Below are 15,965 nucleotides of genomic sequence, written 5' to 3'. Positions count from 1 at the left end.
GTCACTCGCCGGCGGGTCCGGCAGGGCCGCCGTCCGCGCGGTCCAGCATCTCCAGCACCGCGCGGGTGAGGGCAAAGGCCTGCTCCGGGTCATAATCCGGCAGGCTGATGTCCGCGAACAGGTGTGACGCGCCCGGGTACAGGAACAATTCGGCGTCCGGAGTGGAGGCTGCGAGGTTTTTGGCGGCGTCCAGGTCTCCGGAGTCGACAAACTCCTCGTCGGCATCCATGCCATGGATCTGCACGGGCACATCCGCAGGCCAGGTGTCCCCGTAGATGCCCAGCGGAAGGCAGGCGCTGATCAGTACCGCGCCGCGGGCGCCGGGGCGGGTCTGCGCCAACCGCTGTGCCGGAATCACGCCGAGGGAGAAGCCGATATAGACCATTTCCTGCGGGAAACGGTTCGCGATACGCACGCCCAGCTCTTCGATCGTGTCCAGGCCGATCTCCTGGGCGTACGCAACTCCGTCCGCCAGGCCGATAAAGGTATGCCCGTCGTAGAGATCAGGCACCGTCACCGTATGGCCGGCCCCGCGCAGGACGTCCGCGAACGCATCCATGCCCGGAGTCAGGCCCTGGGCGTGGTGGAAAAGCAGGATATTTGCCATGCCGTCTCCTAGGGCTCGACGAGGATGCCATCCATATCGGCGTACAGCGTGGCGCCGGGACGGAAAGTGACACCGCCGAACTCTACAGGCACGTCCACTTCGCCAACCGAGTCCTTGGCGCTCTTGCGCGGGTTGGAGCCCAGCGCCTTCACGCCCAGGGGCAGCTTGGCGACGGCGGCGCGGTCCCTGATGGGTCCGTTGATGACAACACCGGCCCAGCCGTTGGCAACCGCGGCTTCGGCAATCATGTCTCCCATGAGGGCGCTGTTGAGGGACCCTGCGCCGTCCACCACCAGCACGGCACCGTTGCCCGGGGAGCTGAGGACGGACTTCACCAGACCATTGTCTTCGCGGCAGCGGATGGTGCGTACCGGGCCGGTGAAGGACAGCCGGCCCCCGAGGTCCTGGAACTGCAGGGAGACGGAAGCCAAGGACTCACCGTGCTGGTCATAGAGGTCTGCTGTGCTGATTTCCATGGGACCACTGTGGCATGAGTTAACCGTTTTGCGGAACGCCGGAGGCGTGCGCCTTCAGGACGTCCACGACCTCCAGCAGGTCAGCGACCGACCGGGCGGTGGAAGGGTCCCGGTCCCGCGGCCAGCCGCCGGGCAAACCCTCGTTGTAATAGAGTCCGTCGCCGAGCAGGACAATGGCGCGTGCAATGGCCGGATTCCCTACTTCCTCCAGGATCATATCCATCCAGCTGCGGTGAATCCGTTCCAGTACCGCTGAGGCATCCGGATCGGATGCCTGGGCAAGACGGACGACGCCGATCAGCGCGCGGTCCAGGGCGCTGCCGACATAAACGGACTCCCGAACCAGGTACCGGGACGGGCCTTCCGGGTCGGCGCCCATTCGCAGGAGGTCGACGGCGGCCAGCTCCTCGAGCCGCTCGATAAGGGCTGCGGCCAGCGCTTCCTTGTTTTTGAAGTGGTAGAGGAGCCCGCCTTTGGATACCCCGGCCAGGGCAATCACGGCATCCATGGTGGCACCGCGCGGGCCTTCATTGATCAGCAGCTCTTCATAAGCGGAGAGGATGCGGTCCCGGGTGGAAATGTGCTCAGGCATACGTTTACGCTACGCCATCAAATGCTGTACAGTCTAGACGGTACAGTAATCCGCATCGGGCGTGATGATCCCGCCCCGCCGCTGCTGCGGACCCCTACGACTACCTGCGAAGGAGACAGCTGTGCTTTCCGTACAGGAGAAGCCTCGGATCCAGCGAGCCGGCCGGCGCGAATGGCTGGGACTTGCCGTCCTGATGCTGCCGGTGCTGCTGATTTCCGTAGACAACACCGTTCTCAGTTTTGCGATCCCGTCCCTTTCCCGCGCGCTTGCGCCGTCCGGCACGGAACTGCTGTGGATCGTGGACATCTACGCCCTGGTGCTGGCGGGGCTGCTGGTTCCCATGGGTGCGCTCGGTGACCGGATTGGCCGGCGGAAACTGCTGCTGGTCGGAAGCGCCGGGTTTGGCCTGGTCTCCGCGGCCGCGGCGTTCGTGCCCAGCGCCGGGGCCCTTATTGGCGCCCGCGCCCTGCTCGGCCTGTTCGGCGCTATGCTCATGCCGGCCACCCTGTCGCTGATCCGGAACATCTTCACTGTTCCGTCCCAGCGGCGGATCGCGATTGCCGTTTGGGCTGCCGGGTTCTCCGGCGGCGCCGCCCTGGGTCCGATCGTCGGCGGCGTGCTGCTGGAGCACTTCTGGTGGGGCTCGGTCTTCCTGCTCTCCGTTCCGGTCCTCATTCCGCTGCTGGTCTTCGCTCCCATGCTGGTGCCTGAATCCCGAGACCCCAACCCCGGTCCGGTGGATGTGTGGAGCCTCCTGCTGGTGATGGCAACCATGTTCCCCGTCGTTTACGGGATCAAGGAAATTGCCGTGGCGGGCGTCGGCACGCAATCCCTGGTGCCCATCGCCGTCGGCCTGGTCTTTGGTGTGCTCTTTGTCCGCCGGCAGCTGCGGCGGATCCATCCCATGCTGGATGTCCGGCTGTTCCGCAACCCCACGTTCAGCGGTTCCATCGGCGCCAACCTGGTGAGTGTGTTTTCCCTGGTGGGCTTCATCTTCTTCCTCTCCCAGCACCTGCAGCTGGTCCTGGAGAAGTCCCCGCAGGAGGCGGGCCTGATTATGCTGCCGGGGCTGGTGCTGACCATCATCGCCGGGCTGGCCGTGGTTCGTCTCGTCCGGCACATCCGGCCCGGCTATGTCGTGGCCGGCGGCCTGCTCCTGAACGCCGTGGGCTACACGATCATCCTGGCCGCCGGAGCCGAGGACGGCATCGCAGGCCTGATGATTGCGTTCATGGTGCTGGGGCTGGGAGTAGGTGCAGCGGAGACTATTTCCAATGACCTCATCCTCTCGTCCGTGCCGCCCACCAAGGCAGGAGCAGCGTCGGCCATCTCCGAAACCGCCTACGAAGTGGGCGCTGTGCTGGGCACTGCCGTCCTGGGCAGCATCCTCACCGCCGGTTACCGCAACGGCGTATCCCTGCCGGAGGGGCTCTCCGCGGCGGACGCCGCGGCCGCCTCGGAAACCCTGGGCGGCGCGGTTGAAGCTGCACAGCGGCTGCCCGGCGACCAAGCCATGGCACTGCTGGAATCAGCCCGCCACGCCTTCGACTCCGGTGTAGGCACCACCTCACTCATCGGCGTCGTCCTGATGCTGGCCGCAGCCGCCGGTGCCGTGGTCACCCTGCGGCGGGCCTCGGTCGAACACTGACGGCGAAAACCGGCAGCCCCGCCTGGAGCGCTTTGGCGGGGGCTGCTGTGATGCTGCCCTAAGCTGATTCTCCGCGGTGCACGATCAGCACCGGACAATGGGCATGTGCCGCCAGCGTTGAGCTGACGGAACCGAGCAGCAGTCCGGCAAAGCCGCCGCGTCCGCGGTTGCCCACCACCAGCATTTCCGCCCCGCGGCTGGCCTCGATGAGGAGCTCCACCGGCAGTCCCACCAGGGGAGTCTCTTTGAGATCCGCCGGCACATCATCACCGAAGGCTTCCTCCACCGCTTCTCTGAGTGTCAGCTCGGCCTGGGTCTGCGGAGACCAGGTGTCGGTGGGGACAGGCGGGGCGAGGGAGATGCTGTATTCCCAAACCGTCACCACCTCCAAGTAACAGCCCAGGACAGCGGCCAGGCGCCGGGCCTTCCAGAGTGCTTCAATGGAGAGCCGGGAGCCGTCCACCCCCACAACAATGCGTTTGCGGTCTTCACCGTTGCTCATGGTGCATCCGTCCTTCTGAATGTCGGCGTGTGACGTGCCGGATGGTGCCGTGCTGCCATCCTCCCCCTGAATGGAGCTGCGGGCGAGGGGCCACGTACCATCAGGCCTATGTTTAGTCCGTTTCACCGCAAGCCGGTTACCTCCATGACAACCGGCCTGCTGCTGGTTCTGGCCCTGCTCTCCGCCACCGGGCCGTTTGCCACCGATCTCTACCTGCCTTCCTTCCCGGCCATGACCGATGAGCTCGAAGCGTCCGCCACCGCGGTGCAGCTGACCCTCACTGCATTCCTTCTCGGCATGGGCGCCGGCCAGCTGGTGTTCGGCCCCCTCTCGGACCGGTACGGCCGTTTCCGCCCGCTGTTCCTGGGATCAGCCGGATTCGTCCTGGCCTCGGCCGTGTGCGCCCTCGCGCCGAACCTGGGCGTCCTTGTTGCGGGACGCCTGCTGCAGGGGCTGTGTGCTTCGGCCGGGGTGGTGATTGCACGCGCCATGGTCGCCGACCTGACGACGGGCGCGGCGTCGGCACGGACCTTCAGCCTGCTCATGACCATCGGAGGCGTGGCGCCGGTGGTTGCGCCGACGGTGGGCGGGCTGCTGGCAGAGTATCTTGGCTGGCGCGGCGTCCTCTGGGTCCTTGCCGGGCTGGCACTGGTGATGTTCGTGTGCGTGGCGGGCGTGCTGGCCGAATCCCAGCCCCCGCACCACCGCAGCAGCGGCCCGCTGCTTGCAGGGCTGTCAGGCGTGGTGGCGAACCGCAAATTCCTCAGTTACGCCGTGCTGTTTGCCAGTACCTTCGGTGTACTCATGGCCTACATCTCGGCCTCGCCGTTTGTCTATCAAAACCTCATGGGGCTGTCCGCGTCAGCCTATGGACTGGTCTTCGGCGTGAACGCCATGGGCCTGGTGGGCGCCGGGTTTGTCTCCGCCCGGCTGGCCCGCCGGATACCGCCGAGAAAGACGGTGACGGCGGCGGTGTGTGTGCTGCTCACCATGTCCGCCGCCCTTCTGGCTCTTGCGGCCGGATCCGCACCGCCGGTGTTTCTGGCGGTCCCCATCTTCTTCGCATCCACCTCTGTGGGCTTCATTATGGGAAACACAACGTCCCTCGCCCTTGCTGAGGTGGGCCTCGCCGCGGGCAGCGGATCCGCTGTGCTGGGCGGGGGCCAGTTCTTTGCCGGCGCCCTGGTTTCGCCGCTGACGGGACTTGCCGGCAAGGAATCCGCGGTGCCGCTGGCGGTCATTATGACGCTGTCCGCATTGGTGGCAGCGGGTGCACTGATTGCCACCCGGACGCGTTCTGCCGCCGGCCGGTAGACTCGACGCACTATGCGAACCATGAATAAGTACCGAACGCTCATTGTCTGGCTCCTCATCATTGCACTGGTGGGCAGCCTCAGCGTGGGGTTCCTTGGCATGCTTTTCTGACCCGCCGCCACCTTCTTCCGGCGCGCACGGCAAGTCCGAACTTGAGGCCTGCTGACTCATGGGCTTAGAATGCTAAGCATACTTACGCTTCTTCCGGGGGCGGCGAAAGTCCGTCCCTGAGCGGCGTACCGCATGCAGAATGACCTACCGAAAGTGGGAAACTCTATGACCAACGGCAACACAAGCGATCAGTACACCTTCCAGAATCCCGTGGACCGCTTCCCGTCCATTACGCCGCCGAAGCAGGATCAGCCCGAGCCCGGCCTGGACGCGACCCTGGAGCCCAAGACGGACCGCGGCGAGGAATCGTACCGCGGCACCGGCCGGCTGGAAGGCCGCAAGGCCCTGATCACGGGCGCCGACTCAGGTATTGGCGCGGCAGTTGCCATTGCATACGCACGTGAAGGCGCCGACGTCGCACTGGCCTACCTGCCCGAGGAAGAGGAAGACACCCGGGAAATCGTGCGCCTCGTGGAAGATGCCGGCCGCAAGGCTGTGGCCCTTCCCGGCGACGTGCGGGACGCGCAATACTGCAGGCAGCTGGTTGCAGACGCGGTGGAAGCGCTTGGCGGCCTGGATATCCTCGTGAACAACGCGGGCAAGCAGGTTGCCGTGGAGAACCTTGAAGATCTCTCCGACGAGCAGTTGGATGACACATTCAAGACCAACATCTACGCGTTCTTCCGCATCACCAAGGCAGCTCTGCCGCATCTGCCGGCCGGATCGAGCATCATCAACACCACGTCCATCCAGGCTTACAGCCCGTCGCCGTTCCTGCTGGACTACGCCAGCACCAAGGCTGCCATCAACAACTTCACCAAGGGTCTGTCGATGCAGCTCGCACCCAAGGGTATCCGCGTGAACGCTGTTGCTCCGGGTCCGTTCTGGACGCCGCTGCAGGTTTCCGACGGCCAGCCCAAGGAAGCACTGCCGGAATTCGGCAAGGACACCGCGCTCGGCCGCGCCGGCCAGCCCACCGAGCTTGCCCCGGCCTACGTCTTCCTGGCGTCCCCGGAATCCAGCTACGTCATCGGTGAAACCCTGAACGTCAACGGCGGTATGCCTACTCCGTAATCGGCGGCGCATCGCTGAAGAAACCAAGAACCGGCCCGCACCTCGAAAGGTGCGGGCCGGTTCCTCTTAAAAGCTTGAGCTCAAATGCTAGACGCGGAGGTCCGCATCGCCGAAGTCCGCCCGGTCAATCCGCCGGTGGTACCGCATGCCGGCGAGGCCGCCGAGCAGCGCGCCGATGAGCGTCGCAGCCAGTGTTGCGGCAACGGCAAGCCACGTTGCGGCGGTGGCGCCGTTGAGGTCCTCGGGCAGCGGTGCCACAGTGTTCAGCTGGGTGATGCTGCGGATGTCGTCACCGAAGATCAGTCCAAGAACCACCACAACCAGTCCGGCGATCAGTGCCCAGAGCCACACTGCCAGACCCTGCTTGAGACCGTTGAACCGGGCCATCCGGCCGGCGACGTAACCTCCGGCGTAATACGCCAGCACCAGGATCACCAGCAGGATGACCGTTCCGATGATCCCGGCGCTCTGGTTTGCCATCGCCTGGTCCAGGGACTGGCCCAGATCATTGTCGGTGTTGAAGTCGACGGCGGCGCCAATGGCTGCCGCCAGTGCGGACAGGAGCACCACCATTCCGGTGGCGGTCAGCCAGCCGAAGAAGGCCGCGCCGAACTTCATGCCGCCAAAACGCTCCTTTTCCAGTGCGAGCAATGCCTCGCGGTTGGCCTTGCCGGGAAGCGGATTCCGGGTCTCGGCGGTGCGTGCGGTGCCGGCGCGCCCGGTTTCGCTCCCAACGTTGCCGTTTCCGTTTCCGGGGCGGTAGTCCGTGCCGTCGTCATAGTCCGCATTGGGGTCCTTGGTGTGGCTTAGCGGCATCGCTTTGGTGTGCCCGCCGTCGTCGGTCCCGGCAGCGGTTGCCCCTGCGGTCCCGGCGGCCGGAGTATTCTCTGCCGCGGTTCCGTTGCCCGTGGGCAGGACCTGGGTTTCGTCAGCGGGACCCAGCCGGTCCGGCCGGTCACGGAGGCGTCCGCCGTCCGGTCCGGCGGGATTTCCGAAGTCGCCGGAGTTGTTGGCTCCGGCCCGGCCGTTGTTGCCTGGTTCCGTGCTCATCTGTTTCTCCTGTTGCCATCGAATGTTCGGGCGGTCAGGGTCAGCTTATAAGCATCCTTATTATTTTCTCCACCTGTCCTTCATCCTCGCAGGCCACCGGAAATTCCGGTTGGGGACAAATCGACCGTTATGGGAAATCCCTGCCGCGGCGGACCGGACGGTTTTCCCAAACCGGAGCAGAATCCCAAACCGGAGGAGGATCCCAAACCGGAGGAGGATCAACCAGCCGGAGACCGGTATGGGAGCGCCCACCTGCGGGCAGGCCCAATCTGCGGGACCGGGACCCAATGAAACACTGGAGGAATGGACCCCGACATCATCATTACCGTCATTGCCGCCCTGGCCATCGCCGTGGGTCTGACCGGAATCATCATTCCGGTCCTTCCGGGCAGCATTCTGATCATCGCCGCACTGCTGGGCTGGGCACTCGGAATGCAAAGTACAGCTGCCTGGTGGACCTTCGGGGTGGGCGCAGTGCTGGCGCTGGCAGGATTGCTCGCCAGTGCGGTGTTGACCGGCAGGAGGCTGAAGCAGCGCGAGGTCCCCAACACCTCGGTCCTGGCGGGAGTGGTGGTGGGCGTAGTGGGCATGTTCGTGATTCCCGTGGTGGGGCTCATCGTGGGGTTTGTGGCCGGTCTGCTGCTCAGCGAGTTCATTCGCCGCCGCAGCCTGCCCGCGGCATGGTCAGCGAGCTATGCCGCACTGAAAGCGATGGGGCTGGGCATCCTGGTGGAACTGGGCCTTGCCTTCGCCGCCGGATCCGTATTTGCCGGCGGGATCTGGTGGCATTTTTCCAGTCGCTGACTGAATTCCAGCCCAGCCCTGCAGCCCAGCCCCGCAGCCGAACTAGCCGGCGCTGACGAACTCGGCCAGGGCAGCGAGCTGGTCGGTCCGGCACTCCGGCTTGAGATACATCATGTGTCCGGCCTCGTGATAGTGGTGCGTGAACCGTGCCCGCGCAGCATCACTCAGCCGCATGTGCGCCCAAACATACTCGGCCGCGAAGTGGGGCGTGGCGCCGTCGTGGTAGCCGTAGTCCACATGCACGCGCAGGGAGGGGTTGTGCGCGAGCAGCCGTTCGAGTGTCCCGGTCACGTCCACGGGAACCCCCTCAAAGCTTTTGTAGCTCCACGGCTGGACCCGGCCGGTGAGGATTTCATACGGGAGGTCATTTTCGTAGCCCAGCTCGGCCCGGACATAGTGGTTCACTGCAGCGGAGTACGGTCCGTTGATGGCCTGCAGGCTGGGATCATCCCAGTTGATGGAATCCTGCTGGTTCGCGGGCGGTGCTGTAAACCGGCCGTCTATCCGCCCCACCACCAGGTTCTCGCTGCGCAGCAGCTCCGCGGAGAACTGGGCGTAGTCCCACCGCAGGTTCGTACGCCGGATAAAGCCCTCATCCAAGGTGGTGATTTCCGCCAGCCGGCGGACGACGTCGTCGAACTCTTGCGTACTCAACCGGGAACCCTGCGTCAGTGCGTAGCCGAACTCCCGTCCGGCGAATTCCTCCGCTTCGCGCACCACCTCAGCCAGTGGCCGGTCTCCGTGCCGCCCGTGGAAGTGTGCAATGGCCGCGTAAGTGGGCAGATGAAGCGCGTAGGGAGTGTCGCGGCCCGGGGCAAAGTCCAGTGTGGCCATGTTCAGGACTGTGGAAATCAGCCCGAGCCCGTTGACGGCCATGCCGTAGGCATCGAACAACCGCCCGGCGACGGCGACGGCCCGCAGAGTGCCGTAGGACTCGCCCACGAGGTACTTGGGGCTTAGCCAGCGGTTGTTGCGGGTGGTCCAGAGCCGGATGACTTCCGCCACCAGATCCCGGTCCTCTTCGAAGCCGTGGAACTCTGTGGCTTCGTTGCCGTCCACCACCCGGGAAAACCCGGTGTTGACCGGATCGATCATCACCAGGTCCGCGTGCTGCAGGATCGTTTCCGGGTTGTCCACCAGGCCAAACGGGGGAGGCGTCAGTGCTCCAACGTCCCCGGAATCCACCATCCGGGGTCCCAGCAGGCCCATATGCAGCCAGACCGAGGACGAGCCGGGTCCGCCGTTGAAGGCGAAAATCACGGGCCTGCGGTTGGCCTCCGGAGCAGACGGCTGAGCATCAGGCGAGGGGTCGGCCGGATCGGCGGTGTAGGCAACGAGGAAGATTTCCGCCTTGGGCAGGAAGCCGTCCGCCCTTCCGTCCCTGGTTTCCTCCCGCCGAAGCACCAGCCGCCCTGCGGTGGTGGTGTATTTCAGGCCGGTTGGCAGGGCGTGGCGGCGGACAGTGAAGTCATCGGTAATCTTCGGGTTCCCACCTTGTGGTTCACCGCCGTTCCGGGAGTTCTCACGGCTCTGCTGCTGCTTGTCGGCGTCCTGGTGCTGCTCGTCATGGGGCATTGGAGCAGTCTAACCAGTTAGCCAGCTGCGCCCCGCACCGGCTCGCATGGCCCGCGCCCGCGACGCGAAGCTCACCGGAACCAATTAGTAAGTATGCTGATCACTCTTCGATTCCGGGGGTTGCCGCCGCTAATTTGGAACTCACGCGCACCGGCTCGCCGGCTGTCACAGCGGTACGGAGGCGGTGCTCCAACCCCTCACGGAGGTACCTATGTTTTTCCATAAGCAGGAACTCCAGTTCAAATCCACCCGGACCAGCCTGACGCGGTTTACGCCCGAAAGCTGCAGGAGGTGCTTGGCGGCCAGTACAGCGAAATCACGGTGGCCCTGCAGTACGAATTCCAGGCGTGGAACACCCACATCCCAGGCAAGTACCGCGACCTGCTCTTCGGTATCGGAGCGGAGGAAATGGGCCACGTGGAGATGCTGGCCGTCATGATTGCGCAGCTGCTGGAAAAGGCACCGCTGGGAATCACTGATGACGCGGTCCAGAATGACCCCACAGTGGCGGCTGTGGTGGGAGGCATGGACGTACAGCACGCCATCCTGGCCGGCGCCGGCGCACGCCCGGTGGACTCCAACGGCAACCCCTGGCAGGGCAGTTTCATCACGGCCAGCGGAAACCTGCTGGCGGATTTCACGGCCAACGCCAACGCCGAAATGCAGGGCAGGCTCGCTGTGGCCCGCCTCTATCACATGACCGATGACCATGGTGTCAGGGACCTGCTCTCCTTCCTGCTGGCCCGTGACACCATGCACCAGAACCAATGGACCACCGCCGCGTTGGAGCTGCAGGCAAGCGGCGCGGAACAGCTTCCCGTGCCCAGCAACTTCCCGTTGGGCAAGGAACACCGCGAGGTTTCCTACCAGTACCTGAATTTCTCAGACGGAGAGGCCGCTTCCGAAGGCACCTGGGCGTCCGGCCCCACGCCGGACGGGCACGGCGAGTTTACCTACCATGACGGCCCGACGACGTCCTCCCCCATGCCGCCGCCCACCCGGGTGGATGCCCGCTACTACGGCACCACTGACCTGCCTAACGTCGTAGAGAAGGCTGCCGGAGCGGTGCAGGACAAGCTGCATAAGGAGTAACTGAACGGCATGCGGCGGGGCTGCCGGCAGGTTATGCGGCAGTCCCGCCGGCAAAGGATCATCTATCAGCGAGTGCTGCCACCAGGCACAGGTTCGACAAGGGGGACGGGAGTTGGGTGGACCGGGGTTGGCGGAAGCGGAATACATCCTGCCGCTCAAATGGAACGACGGCGGAGACCTGGCTTCGCTGTGCAGGTATCTGGAGGACCTGAGCCGGTGGATCGCCGTCCTGGTTGTTGACGGGTCCCCTCCCGGCCTGTTTGCCCAGCACGCAAAAGCGTTCCCCGCCGCGGTGCGGCACAGCCGTCCGCTTCCATTGGGGTGCACCAACGGAAAAGTGGAGGGCGTGCTGACCGGAGTGCAGCTCAGCAGGTGCGAGTACCTCGTGATCGCGGACGACGACGTGCGGTACACCCGGGATTCCCTTGAGCGCGCCGTGGGACTGCTCGCGGAGGCCGATATTGTGCGGCCGCAGAACTATTTTTTGGATCCCCGTCCCTGGCATGCCCGGTGGGATACCGCGCGAACTTTGATTAACCGGGCGTTTGGGTCCGACTACCCCGGGACGCTGGCCATCCGCAGGTCCACGCTGCAGGCCGCCGGCGGGTACAGCGGCGATGTCCTCTTCGAAAACCTTGAACTCCTTCGTACCATCCGGGCGGCAGGCGGCCGGGAGATTCGCGCAGATGACCTGTTTGTTCCCCGGACCTGCTGTTCGGTCCGGCATTTCCTGGGCCAGCGGGTGCGGCAGGCCTATGACGACTTCGCCCAGCCGGGGCGGCTGGCGGTTGAGGCCGCCCTGCTGCCGCTGGCGCTGAGGCTCCGGAGGGAACCGGCACGGCTGGCGATGCTTGCGGCAGCCAGCGTTATGGCGGCCGAGCTCGGCCGCCGCCGGGCAGGCGGAGTGCGGGTGTTCAGCGCGGACGCTGCTCTGTGGGCGCCGTTGTGGGTGGCGGAGCGCGCGGTCAGCGTCTGGCTGGCGGCTGCGGGGAGGCGTCCCCTACGCGGGGAAGCGGCTCTTGACGGCCGGGCACTCCCTGCGCCGGCTCCGAAAGAACAGGTGACGTCCTCATCGCAGCTGTATTTTCACTGCCGGGTCACACTCTGAACAGCTCTGTGTTTTATGTCACAATTCCGGTATTCTCTCCGCAAGGTGCATACCGAACGTTCTTTCAGTTATTCCCCCATGAACAATGGAGTTTTCATGAGCAGCAGCATCGCGGGAGCCCCCGCCGACGGCAAGATGACCAGGGAGGAACGCAAGGTCCTTGCGGGAACCCTGGTGGGCACCACCATCGAATGGTACGACTTCTTCATTTATGCCCAGGCGGCCGGGCTGGTCCTGGCCACCCTCTATTTTGGACCGGTCAGCGAGGGCCCGCTGAGGCAGGTGGTGTCCTTCGCCACGATCGGCATCAGCTTCCTGTTCCGGCCGCTGGGCGCCGTGGTAGCCGGCCATTTGGGCGACAAGCTGGGCCGGAAGAAAATGCTCGTCTTCACCCTGCTGATGATGGGAGCTTCAACCGCCCTCATCGGCCTGGTTCCCACCTACGCCCAGATTGGCGTGGCCGCTCCCATTCTCCTGGTGCTGCTGCGGATCCTGCAGGGCTTCTCGGCCGGTGGGGAGTGGGGCGGCGCCGCCCTGCTGTCGGTGGAGCACGCACCGGTGAACAAGCGCGGCCTCTTTGGCGCCTATCCGCAGATCGGCGTGCCGATCGGAATGATCCTGGCGACGTTCGTCATGTACGTGCTGAGCACCAGCCTCACAGAAGAGCAGTTCCTTTCCTGGGGGTGGCGGATCCCGTTCCTGTTCTCCGTAGTGCTGATCGGCGTTGGGTACTTCATCCGCCGGTCCGTCGATGAGAGCCCGGTCTTTCTGGAAATCCAGGAACGCAAAAAGGAATCCTCCGCGCCGCTTGCTCAGCTGTTCAAGCACAACACCCGCGAAGTGGTGCTCAGCGCCCTGATCTTCATCGCCAACAACGCCGCCGGTTACCTGGTCATCGCGTTCTTCGCCTCCTATGCCTCAACCAAGGTCGTCGACGGCGGGCTGGGGATGCACCGGCCGTCAGTGCTTCTGGCCACCACCTTGGGGTCCTTCGGTTGGTTGATTTTCACCATGTACGGCGGGATCCTCTCGGACCGGATCGGCAGGATCCGGACCTTCCAGATCGGTTACGCCTGGGTGTTCCTCTGGGCCGTGCCCATGTTCCTGCTCATCGATACCGCCAACATCGTCCTGTTTGCCGTGGCCATCTTTGTGCTGACCATCGGATTGGGGTTGTCCTACGGCCCGCAGTCAGCGCTCTATGCGGAGATGTTCCCCGCCCGAGTCCGATACTCGGGGGTGTCCATCGGCTATGCCCTGGGAGCAATCCTCGGCGGCGCGTTTGCCCCCACCGTCGCTCAGCTGCTGCTCAATGAAACGGGATGGTCGCCGTCAATCGGCATCTACATCATGGTGCTGTGCGTGATCTCGTTCGCCGCAGTGACCATGGTCAAGGAGACCAGGGGCGCTGACCTGCACGTCGACGAAGTGCACAAGATCAAACGGTGAAAATCCGTGGAGCGGTGCTCGAAGAGATCGGCAGGGCACCCAAGTACGCAGATTCGACGCCGCTGACCATCTGTGACCTGGAACTGGATGAGCCGGCCGGCGACGAAATCCTGGTGCGGATCGAATGCGCCGGGATCTGCCATTCGGACTTATCCGTGGTCAACGGCGACCGGGTGCGCCCGGTGCCCATGCTTCTGGGCCATGAGGCCGCCGGAATCGTGGAGCAGGCGGGGGACTCCGTGACGGATCTGGTTCCGGGGGACCGCGTTGTCATGACATTCCTGCCCCGCTGCGGTCAATGCCGCGGGTGCCGGTCCAACGGGCTGCTTCCCTGCAGCGAAGGAACGGCTTCCAACACCAAGGGAACCCTGTTGTCGGGACAGGTCCGGCTGCACCGCGGCGGCGAAGATGTGCTGCACCATCTGGGGGTTTCCGGCTTCGCCACCCACGCCGTTGTCGACAAGCGGTCGGTGGTGAAAGTACCCGCCGACGTGCCGCCCGAGGTTGCCGCGCTGCTGGGCTGCGCCGTTCTGACCGGAGGCGGGGCGGTGCTCAACCTGGCCAGGCCGGAGCCGGGGGACACCCTGGTGGTGGTGGGCCTGGGCGGTGTGGGAATGGCTGCCCTGCTGACGGCACGTGCACTTGGCGCGGAGGTCATCGGGATTGACGCGAATGAGGAGAAACTGGGGCAGGCCCGGTCTCTGGGCGCCTCGGCTGCTTATACGCCGGCGGCTGCAGCGGAGCTGGGCATCACTGCGCCCACCGTGGTGGAAGCAGCCGGTAACACCCGTGCCTTCGAGACAGCAGTGGCCCTGACCGAACCCGGCGGCACCACCATCACAGTGGGCCTGCCGGCGCCGGATGCCATGGCGCAGGTTTCGCCGCTCATGCTGGTGGCTGAGGCCCGGACCATCATCGGCAGCTATCTGGGATCAGCAGTTCCCGCACGCGATGTGCCCGTCTTTGCCGACCTCTGGCGGCAGGGACGGCTTCCGGTGGAGAAACTGGTGTCGGCCCGGATCCGGCTGGAGGACATCAACGCTGCCATGGATGATCTGGCCGGCGGGCGTGCCCTGCGCCAGATTATCCATTTTGAGGGGGAAGCCTCCGGCTAGCGCTCCAACGTTCCAATCGGCTCGCCGTCCTCGTTGAACACAGCCAGGGTGTCACCGTCGATTTCAGCGGTGAAGGCAGCGGAGAGCCACGTGTCCACGTCCTGGCAGAACATCATGGTGGAGGCGAGGTTGCTGATGGTTACCAGGGTGCCGTCCTGGGCCCACTGGCCCATAAGGCGGTTGCAGCCGTCGGTTCCCGTCACCCTCCCGTCGGAGGCAAAGTCCAGGGACGGAGCATTGGAATCTGCGGTGTTTCCCCAGGTGCCTTCCACCGACGGGACGGGCGCGCCGGCGGAGTCCGCGCAGGACGTCAGCCCGGCGGCGGCCAGCACCGCACCGAGCAGGAGGGCGGTCCGCAGAAGGCGCCGTTCAGCAGGGCGGCGTCGCGTGCTCAAAGCCATTTGTTCCTCTTAAAGGTTAGATATAGGGCGGCCGCCATGATGACCATGGCGCCCAGGGCCAAAGGATATCCCCATGCCCAGGACAGTTCGGGCATGTTTTCGAAGTTCATGCCGTAGATGGCGCCAATGAGGGTGGGTGCGAACAGGATGGCAGCCCAGGAGGAGATGCGTTTGACCTGCTCGTTCTGCGCTATGGATGTTTCTGCCAGCCGGTTCGACGCCAGGGTGGAGGAGAGGTTCAGGGCATTCTCCAACAGGGCGCGGTAGGCGTTGGCACGGTCGATCAGGCGCAGGACGTGGTCCAGGACGTCGCCCAGGTTGTCCTGCAGCTGATCCGGAATTCCGAACTCTCCGGTGTTGCTCCGCAGGGTGCCCACCATGCCTTCGAGCGGTGCAATGGCGCGCTGGAACTGGATGACTTCGCGGGAGAGTTCATAGATGCGCCGGGACACTTCAACGTCGCCGCCGAAAAGCTGGTCCTCGATCTCGTCGATGTCGTTTTCCAGCCCTGCGGCCACGGGCGCGTATTCGTCCACCACCTGGTCCAGGACGGCGTACAGCACAGCGTGGGGACCAAGAGCCAGCAGGTCCGGTTCCTGTTCCAGCCGCTTGCGGACGCGGCCCAGATCCGGGGATTCGGCATGCCGGACCGTCACCACAAAGTTTGGGCCGACAAACAGGTGCAGTTCACCGAACTCGACGCGTTCGACGTCGTCCAGGTACCGGGCCGGCCGAAGCACCGTGAACAGCGTAGTGTCGTAGCGCTCCAGCTTGGCCCGCTGGTGGCCGGCAAGCGCGTCCTCCACCGTCAGCAGGTTCAAGCCGAACTCCTCGGCCACGGCCAGCAGCTCAATGTCGTCGGGACGGTACAAACCGATCCAGGCCATGCCGCCGGACGTGCGGGTCAGCTCGAAGGTTTCATCCAAACTGTCCGGTGTGTGCTGGCGCTTTCCGTCCACATACACCCCGTTGTCGATCAGAGTCATGGACGTCCCTCCGTTTTTGTTGGCTTCTGCGCCCGCGGTGCAGCACGGACAAAAGTTCATT

The 15,965-nt window shown here is 64.9% G+C and carries 15 protein-coding genes and 1 pseudogene; 8 read left to right on the top strand and 8 right to left on the bottom strand.

Translation table 11 applies throughout. The features are described 5' to 3' along the window. Position 1: 1 nt before the first annotated feature. Genes QMA10_RS01595 through QMA10_RS01585 form a run of 3 tightly spaced genes read right to left on the bottom strand, consistent with a single transcriptional unit; the run spans position 2 to position 1,675 of the window. On the bottom strand, positions 2-607 hold the full coding sequence (locus QMA10_RS01595) for a dienelactone hydrolase family protein (RefSeq protein ID WP_290165516.1): 606 nt from the start codon (positions 605-607) through the stop codon (positions 2-4). Between the two features lie 8 nt (positions 608-615). After that, entirely contained in the window at positions 616-1,083 is a 468-nt protein-coding gene (rraA, locus tag QMA10_RS01590) for a ribonuclease E activity regulator RraA (protein WP_290165514.1), read from the bottom strand. 19 nt (positions 1,084-1,102) lie between these two features. Next, on the bottom strand, positions 1,103-1,675 hold the full coding sequence (locus QMA10_RS01585) for a TetR/AcrR family transcriptional regulator (protein WP_290165512.1): 573 nt from the start codon (positions 1,673-1,675) through the stop codon (positions 1,103-1,105). Positions 1,676-1,796: 121 nt separating this feature from the next. Here QMA10_RS01585 and QMA10_RS01580 point away from each other — a divergent pair, with 121 nt between their 5' ends. Beyond that, entirely contained in the window at positions 1,797-3,323 is a 1,527-nt protein-coding gene (locus tag QMA10_RS01580) for an MFS transporter (RefSeq protein WP_290165510.1), read from the top strand. A 58-nt stretch (positions 3,324-3,381) separates the two neighbouring features. Here QMA10_RS01580 and QMA10_RS01575 read toward each other — a convergent pair whose 3' ends face one another. Then, positions 3,382-3,825 carry a universal stress protein gene (locus QMA10_RS01575; RefSeq protein WP_290165508.1) on the bottom strand — a complete coding sequence of 148 codons (444 nt, stop codon included), beginning with the start codon at positions 3,823-3,825 and terminating at the stop codon, positions 3,382-3,384. Between the two features lie 108 nt (positions 3,826-3,933). Between QMA10_RS01575 and QMA10_RS01570 the strand changes: the two genes are divergently transcribed. Further along, a complete protein-coding gene (locus tag QMA10_RS01570) occupies positions 3,934-5,139 on the top strand; it encodes a multidrug effflux MFS transporter (RefSeq protein WP_290165506.1) in 1,206 nt (401 codons plus the stop codon). A gap of 276 nt (positions 5,140-5,415) precedes the next feature. Then, positions 5,416-6,324 (top strand): SDR family oxidoreductase, encoded by a 909-nt coding sequence (locus tag QMA10_RS01565; RefSeq protein ID WP_290165504.1) that lies wholly within the window; start codon positions 5,416-5,418, stop codon positions 6,322-6,324. A gap of 87 nt (positions 6,325-6,411) precedes the next feature. Here the strand turns inward: QMA10_RS01565 and QMA10_RS01560 are convergent, their stop codons facing one another. Beyond that, the gene (locus QMA10_RS01560) at positions 6,412-7,374 is read right to left on the bottom strand and encodes a YrzE family protein (protein WP_290165502.1); all 963 of its coding nucleotides are present in this window, start codon (positions 7,372-7,374) and stop codon (positions 6,412-6,414) included. Between the two features lie 303 nt (positions 7,375-7,677). Between QMA10_RS01560 and QMA10_RS01555 the strand changes: the two genes are divergently transcribed. Continuing rightward, the gene (locus tag QMA10_RS01555) at positions 7,678-8,178 is read left to right on the top strand and encodes a DUF456 domain-containing protein (protein ID WP_290165499.1); all 501 of its coding nucleotides are present in this window, start codon (positions 7,678-7,680) and stop codon (positions 8,176-8,178) included. Positions 8,179-8,220: 42 nt separating this feature from the next. Here QMA10_RS01555 and QMA10_RS01550 read toward each other — a convergent pair whose 3' ends face one another. Further along, positions 8,221-9,753 carry a peptidase S10 gene (locus QMA10_RS01550; RefSeq protein ID WP_290165497.1) on the bottom strand — a complete coding sequence of 511 codons (1,533 nt, stop codon included), beginning with the start codon at positions 9,751-9,753 and terminating at the stop codon, positions 8,221-8,223. A 211-nt stretch (positions 9,754-9,964) separates the two neighbouring features. On the opposite strand from QMA10_RS01550, the pseudogene QMA10_RS01545 reads away from it, so the two are divergent. From QMA10_RS01545 to QMA10_RS01530, 4 genes and pseudogenes are all read left to right on the top strand, one after another. After that, a pseudogene (locus tag QMA10_RS01545) lies at positions 9,965-10,845 on the top strand (manganese catalase family protein). A 127-nt stretch (positions 10,846-10,972) separates the two neighbouring features. Then, positions 10,973-11,953 (top strand): glycosyltransferase family 2 protein, encoded by a 981-nt coding sequence (locus QMA10_RS01540; protein ID WP_290165495.1) that lies wholly within the window; start codon positions 10,973-10,975, stop codon positions 11,951-11,953. 96 nt (positions 11,954-12,049) lie between these two features. Next, positions 12,050-13,402 carry an MFS transporter gene (locus tag QMA10_RS01535; RefSeq protein ID WP_290165493.1) on the top strand — a complete coding sequence of 451 codons (1,353 nt, stop codon included), beginning with the start codon at positions 12,050-12,052 and terminating at the stop codon, positions 13,400-13,402. After that, positions 13,399-14,517: an alcohol dehydrogenase catalytic domain-containing protein gene (locus tag QMA10_RS01530; protein WP_290165491.1), complete on the top strand. Its 1,119-nt coding sequence runs from the start codon at positions 13,399-13,401 to the stop codon at positions 14,515-14,517. Before QMA10_RS01535 ends, QMA10_RS01530 begins: the two co-directional genes overlap by 4 nt. Here QMA10_RS01530 and QMA10_RS01525 read toward each other — a convergent pair. Next, positions 14,514-14,912: an META domain-containing protein gene (locus QMA10_RS01525; protein ID WP_290165490.1), complete on the bottom strand. Its 399-nt coding sequence runs from the start codon at positions 14,910-14,912 to the stop codon at positions 14,514-14,516. The genes QMA10_RS01530 and QMA10_RS01525 overlap by 4 nt on opposite strands. Further along, entirely contained in the window at positions 14,909-15,904 is a 996-nt protein-coding gene (locus tag QMA10_RS01520; RefSeq protein WP_290165489.1) for a magnesium and cobalt transport protein CorA, read from the bottom strand. Before QMA10_RS01520 ends, QMA10_RS01525 begins: the two co-directional genes overlap by 4 nt. Positions 15,905-15,965 lie beyond the last annotated feature (61 nt).

Origin of the sequence: Arthrobacter sp. APC 3897, from assembly GCF_030407495.1 — a bacterium.
In the GTDB taxonomy this organism is placed as follows: Bacteria; Actinomycetota; Actinomycetes; order Actinomycetales; family Micrococcaceae; genus Arthrobacter_B.
This window is presented reverse-complemented; position numbering and strand designations above follow the sequence as displayed.

Bases quoted from the DNA above. Each gene is read 5' to 3' on its own strand.
- QMA10_RS01595 (WP_290165516.1), bottom strand. From the start codon at position 607: ATGGCAAATATCCTGCTTTTCCACCACGCCCAGGGCCTGACTCCGGGC.
- rraA (WP_290165514.1), bottom strand. From the start codon at position 1,083: ATGGAAATCAGCACAGCAGACCTCTATGACCAGCACGGTGAGTCCTTG.
- QMA10_RS01585 (WP_290165512.1), bottom strand. From the start codon at position 1,675: ATGCCTGAGCACATTTCCACCCGGGACCGCATCCTCTCCGCTTATGAA.
- QMA10_RS01575 (WP_290165508.1), bottom strand. From the start codon at position 3,825: ATGAGCAACGGTGAAGACCGCAAACGCATTGTTGTGGGGGTGGACGGC.
- QMA10_RS01570 (WP_290165506.1), top strand. From the start codon at position 3,934: ATGTTTAGTCCGTTTCACCGCAAGCCGGTTACCTCCATGACAACCGGC.
- QMA10_RS01565 (WP_290165504.1), top strand. From the start codon at position 5,416: ATGACCAACGGCAACACAAGCGATCAGTACACCTTCCAGAATCCCGTG.
- QMA10_RS01560 (WP_290165502.1), bottom strand. From the start codon at position 7,374: ATGAGCACGGAACCAGGCAACAACGGCCGGGCCGGAGCCAACAACTCC.
- QMA10_RS01555 (WP_290165499.1), top strand. From the start codon at position 7,678: ATGGACCCCGACATCATCATTACCGTCATTGCCGCCCTGGCCATCGCC.
- QMA10_RS01550 (WP_290165497.1), bottom strand. From the start codon at position 9,753: ATGCCCCATGACGAGCAGCACCAGGACGCCGACAAGCAGCAGCAGAGC.
- QMA10_RS01535 (WP_290165493.1), top strand. From the start codon at position 12,050: ATGAGCAGCAGCATCGCGGGAGCCCCCGCCGACGGCAAGATGACCAGG.
- QMA10_RS01520 (WP_290165489.1), bottom strand. From the start codon at position 15,904: ATGACTCTGATCGACAACGGGGTGTATGTGGACGGAAAGCGCCAGCAC.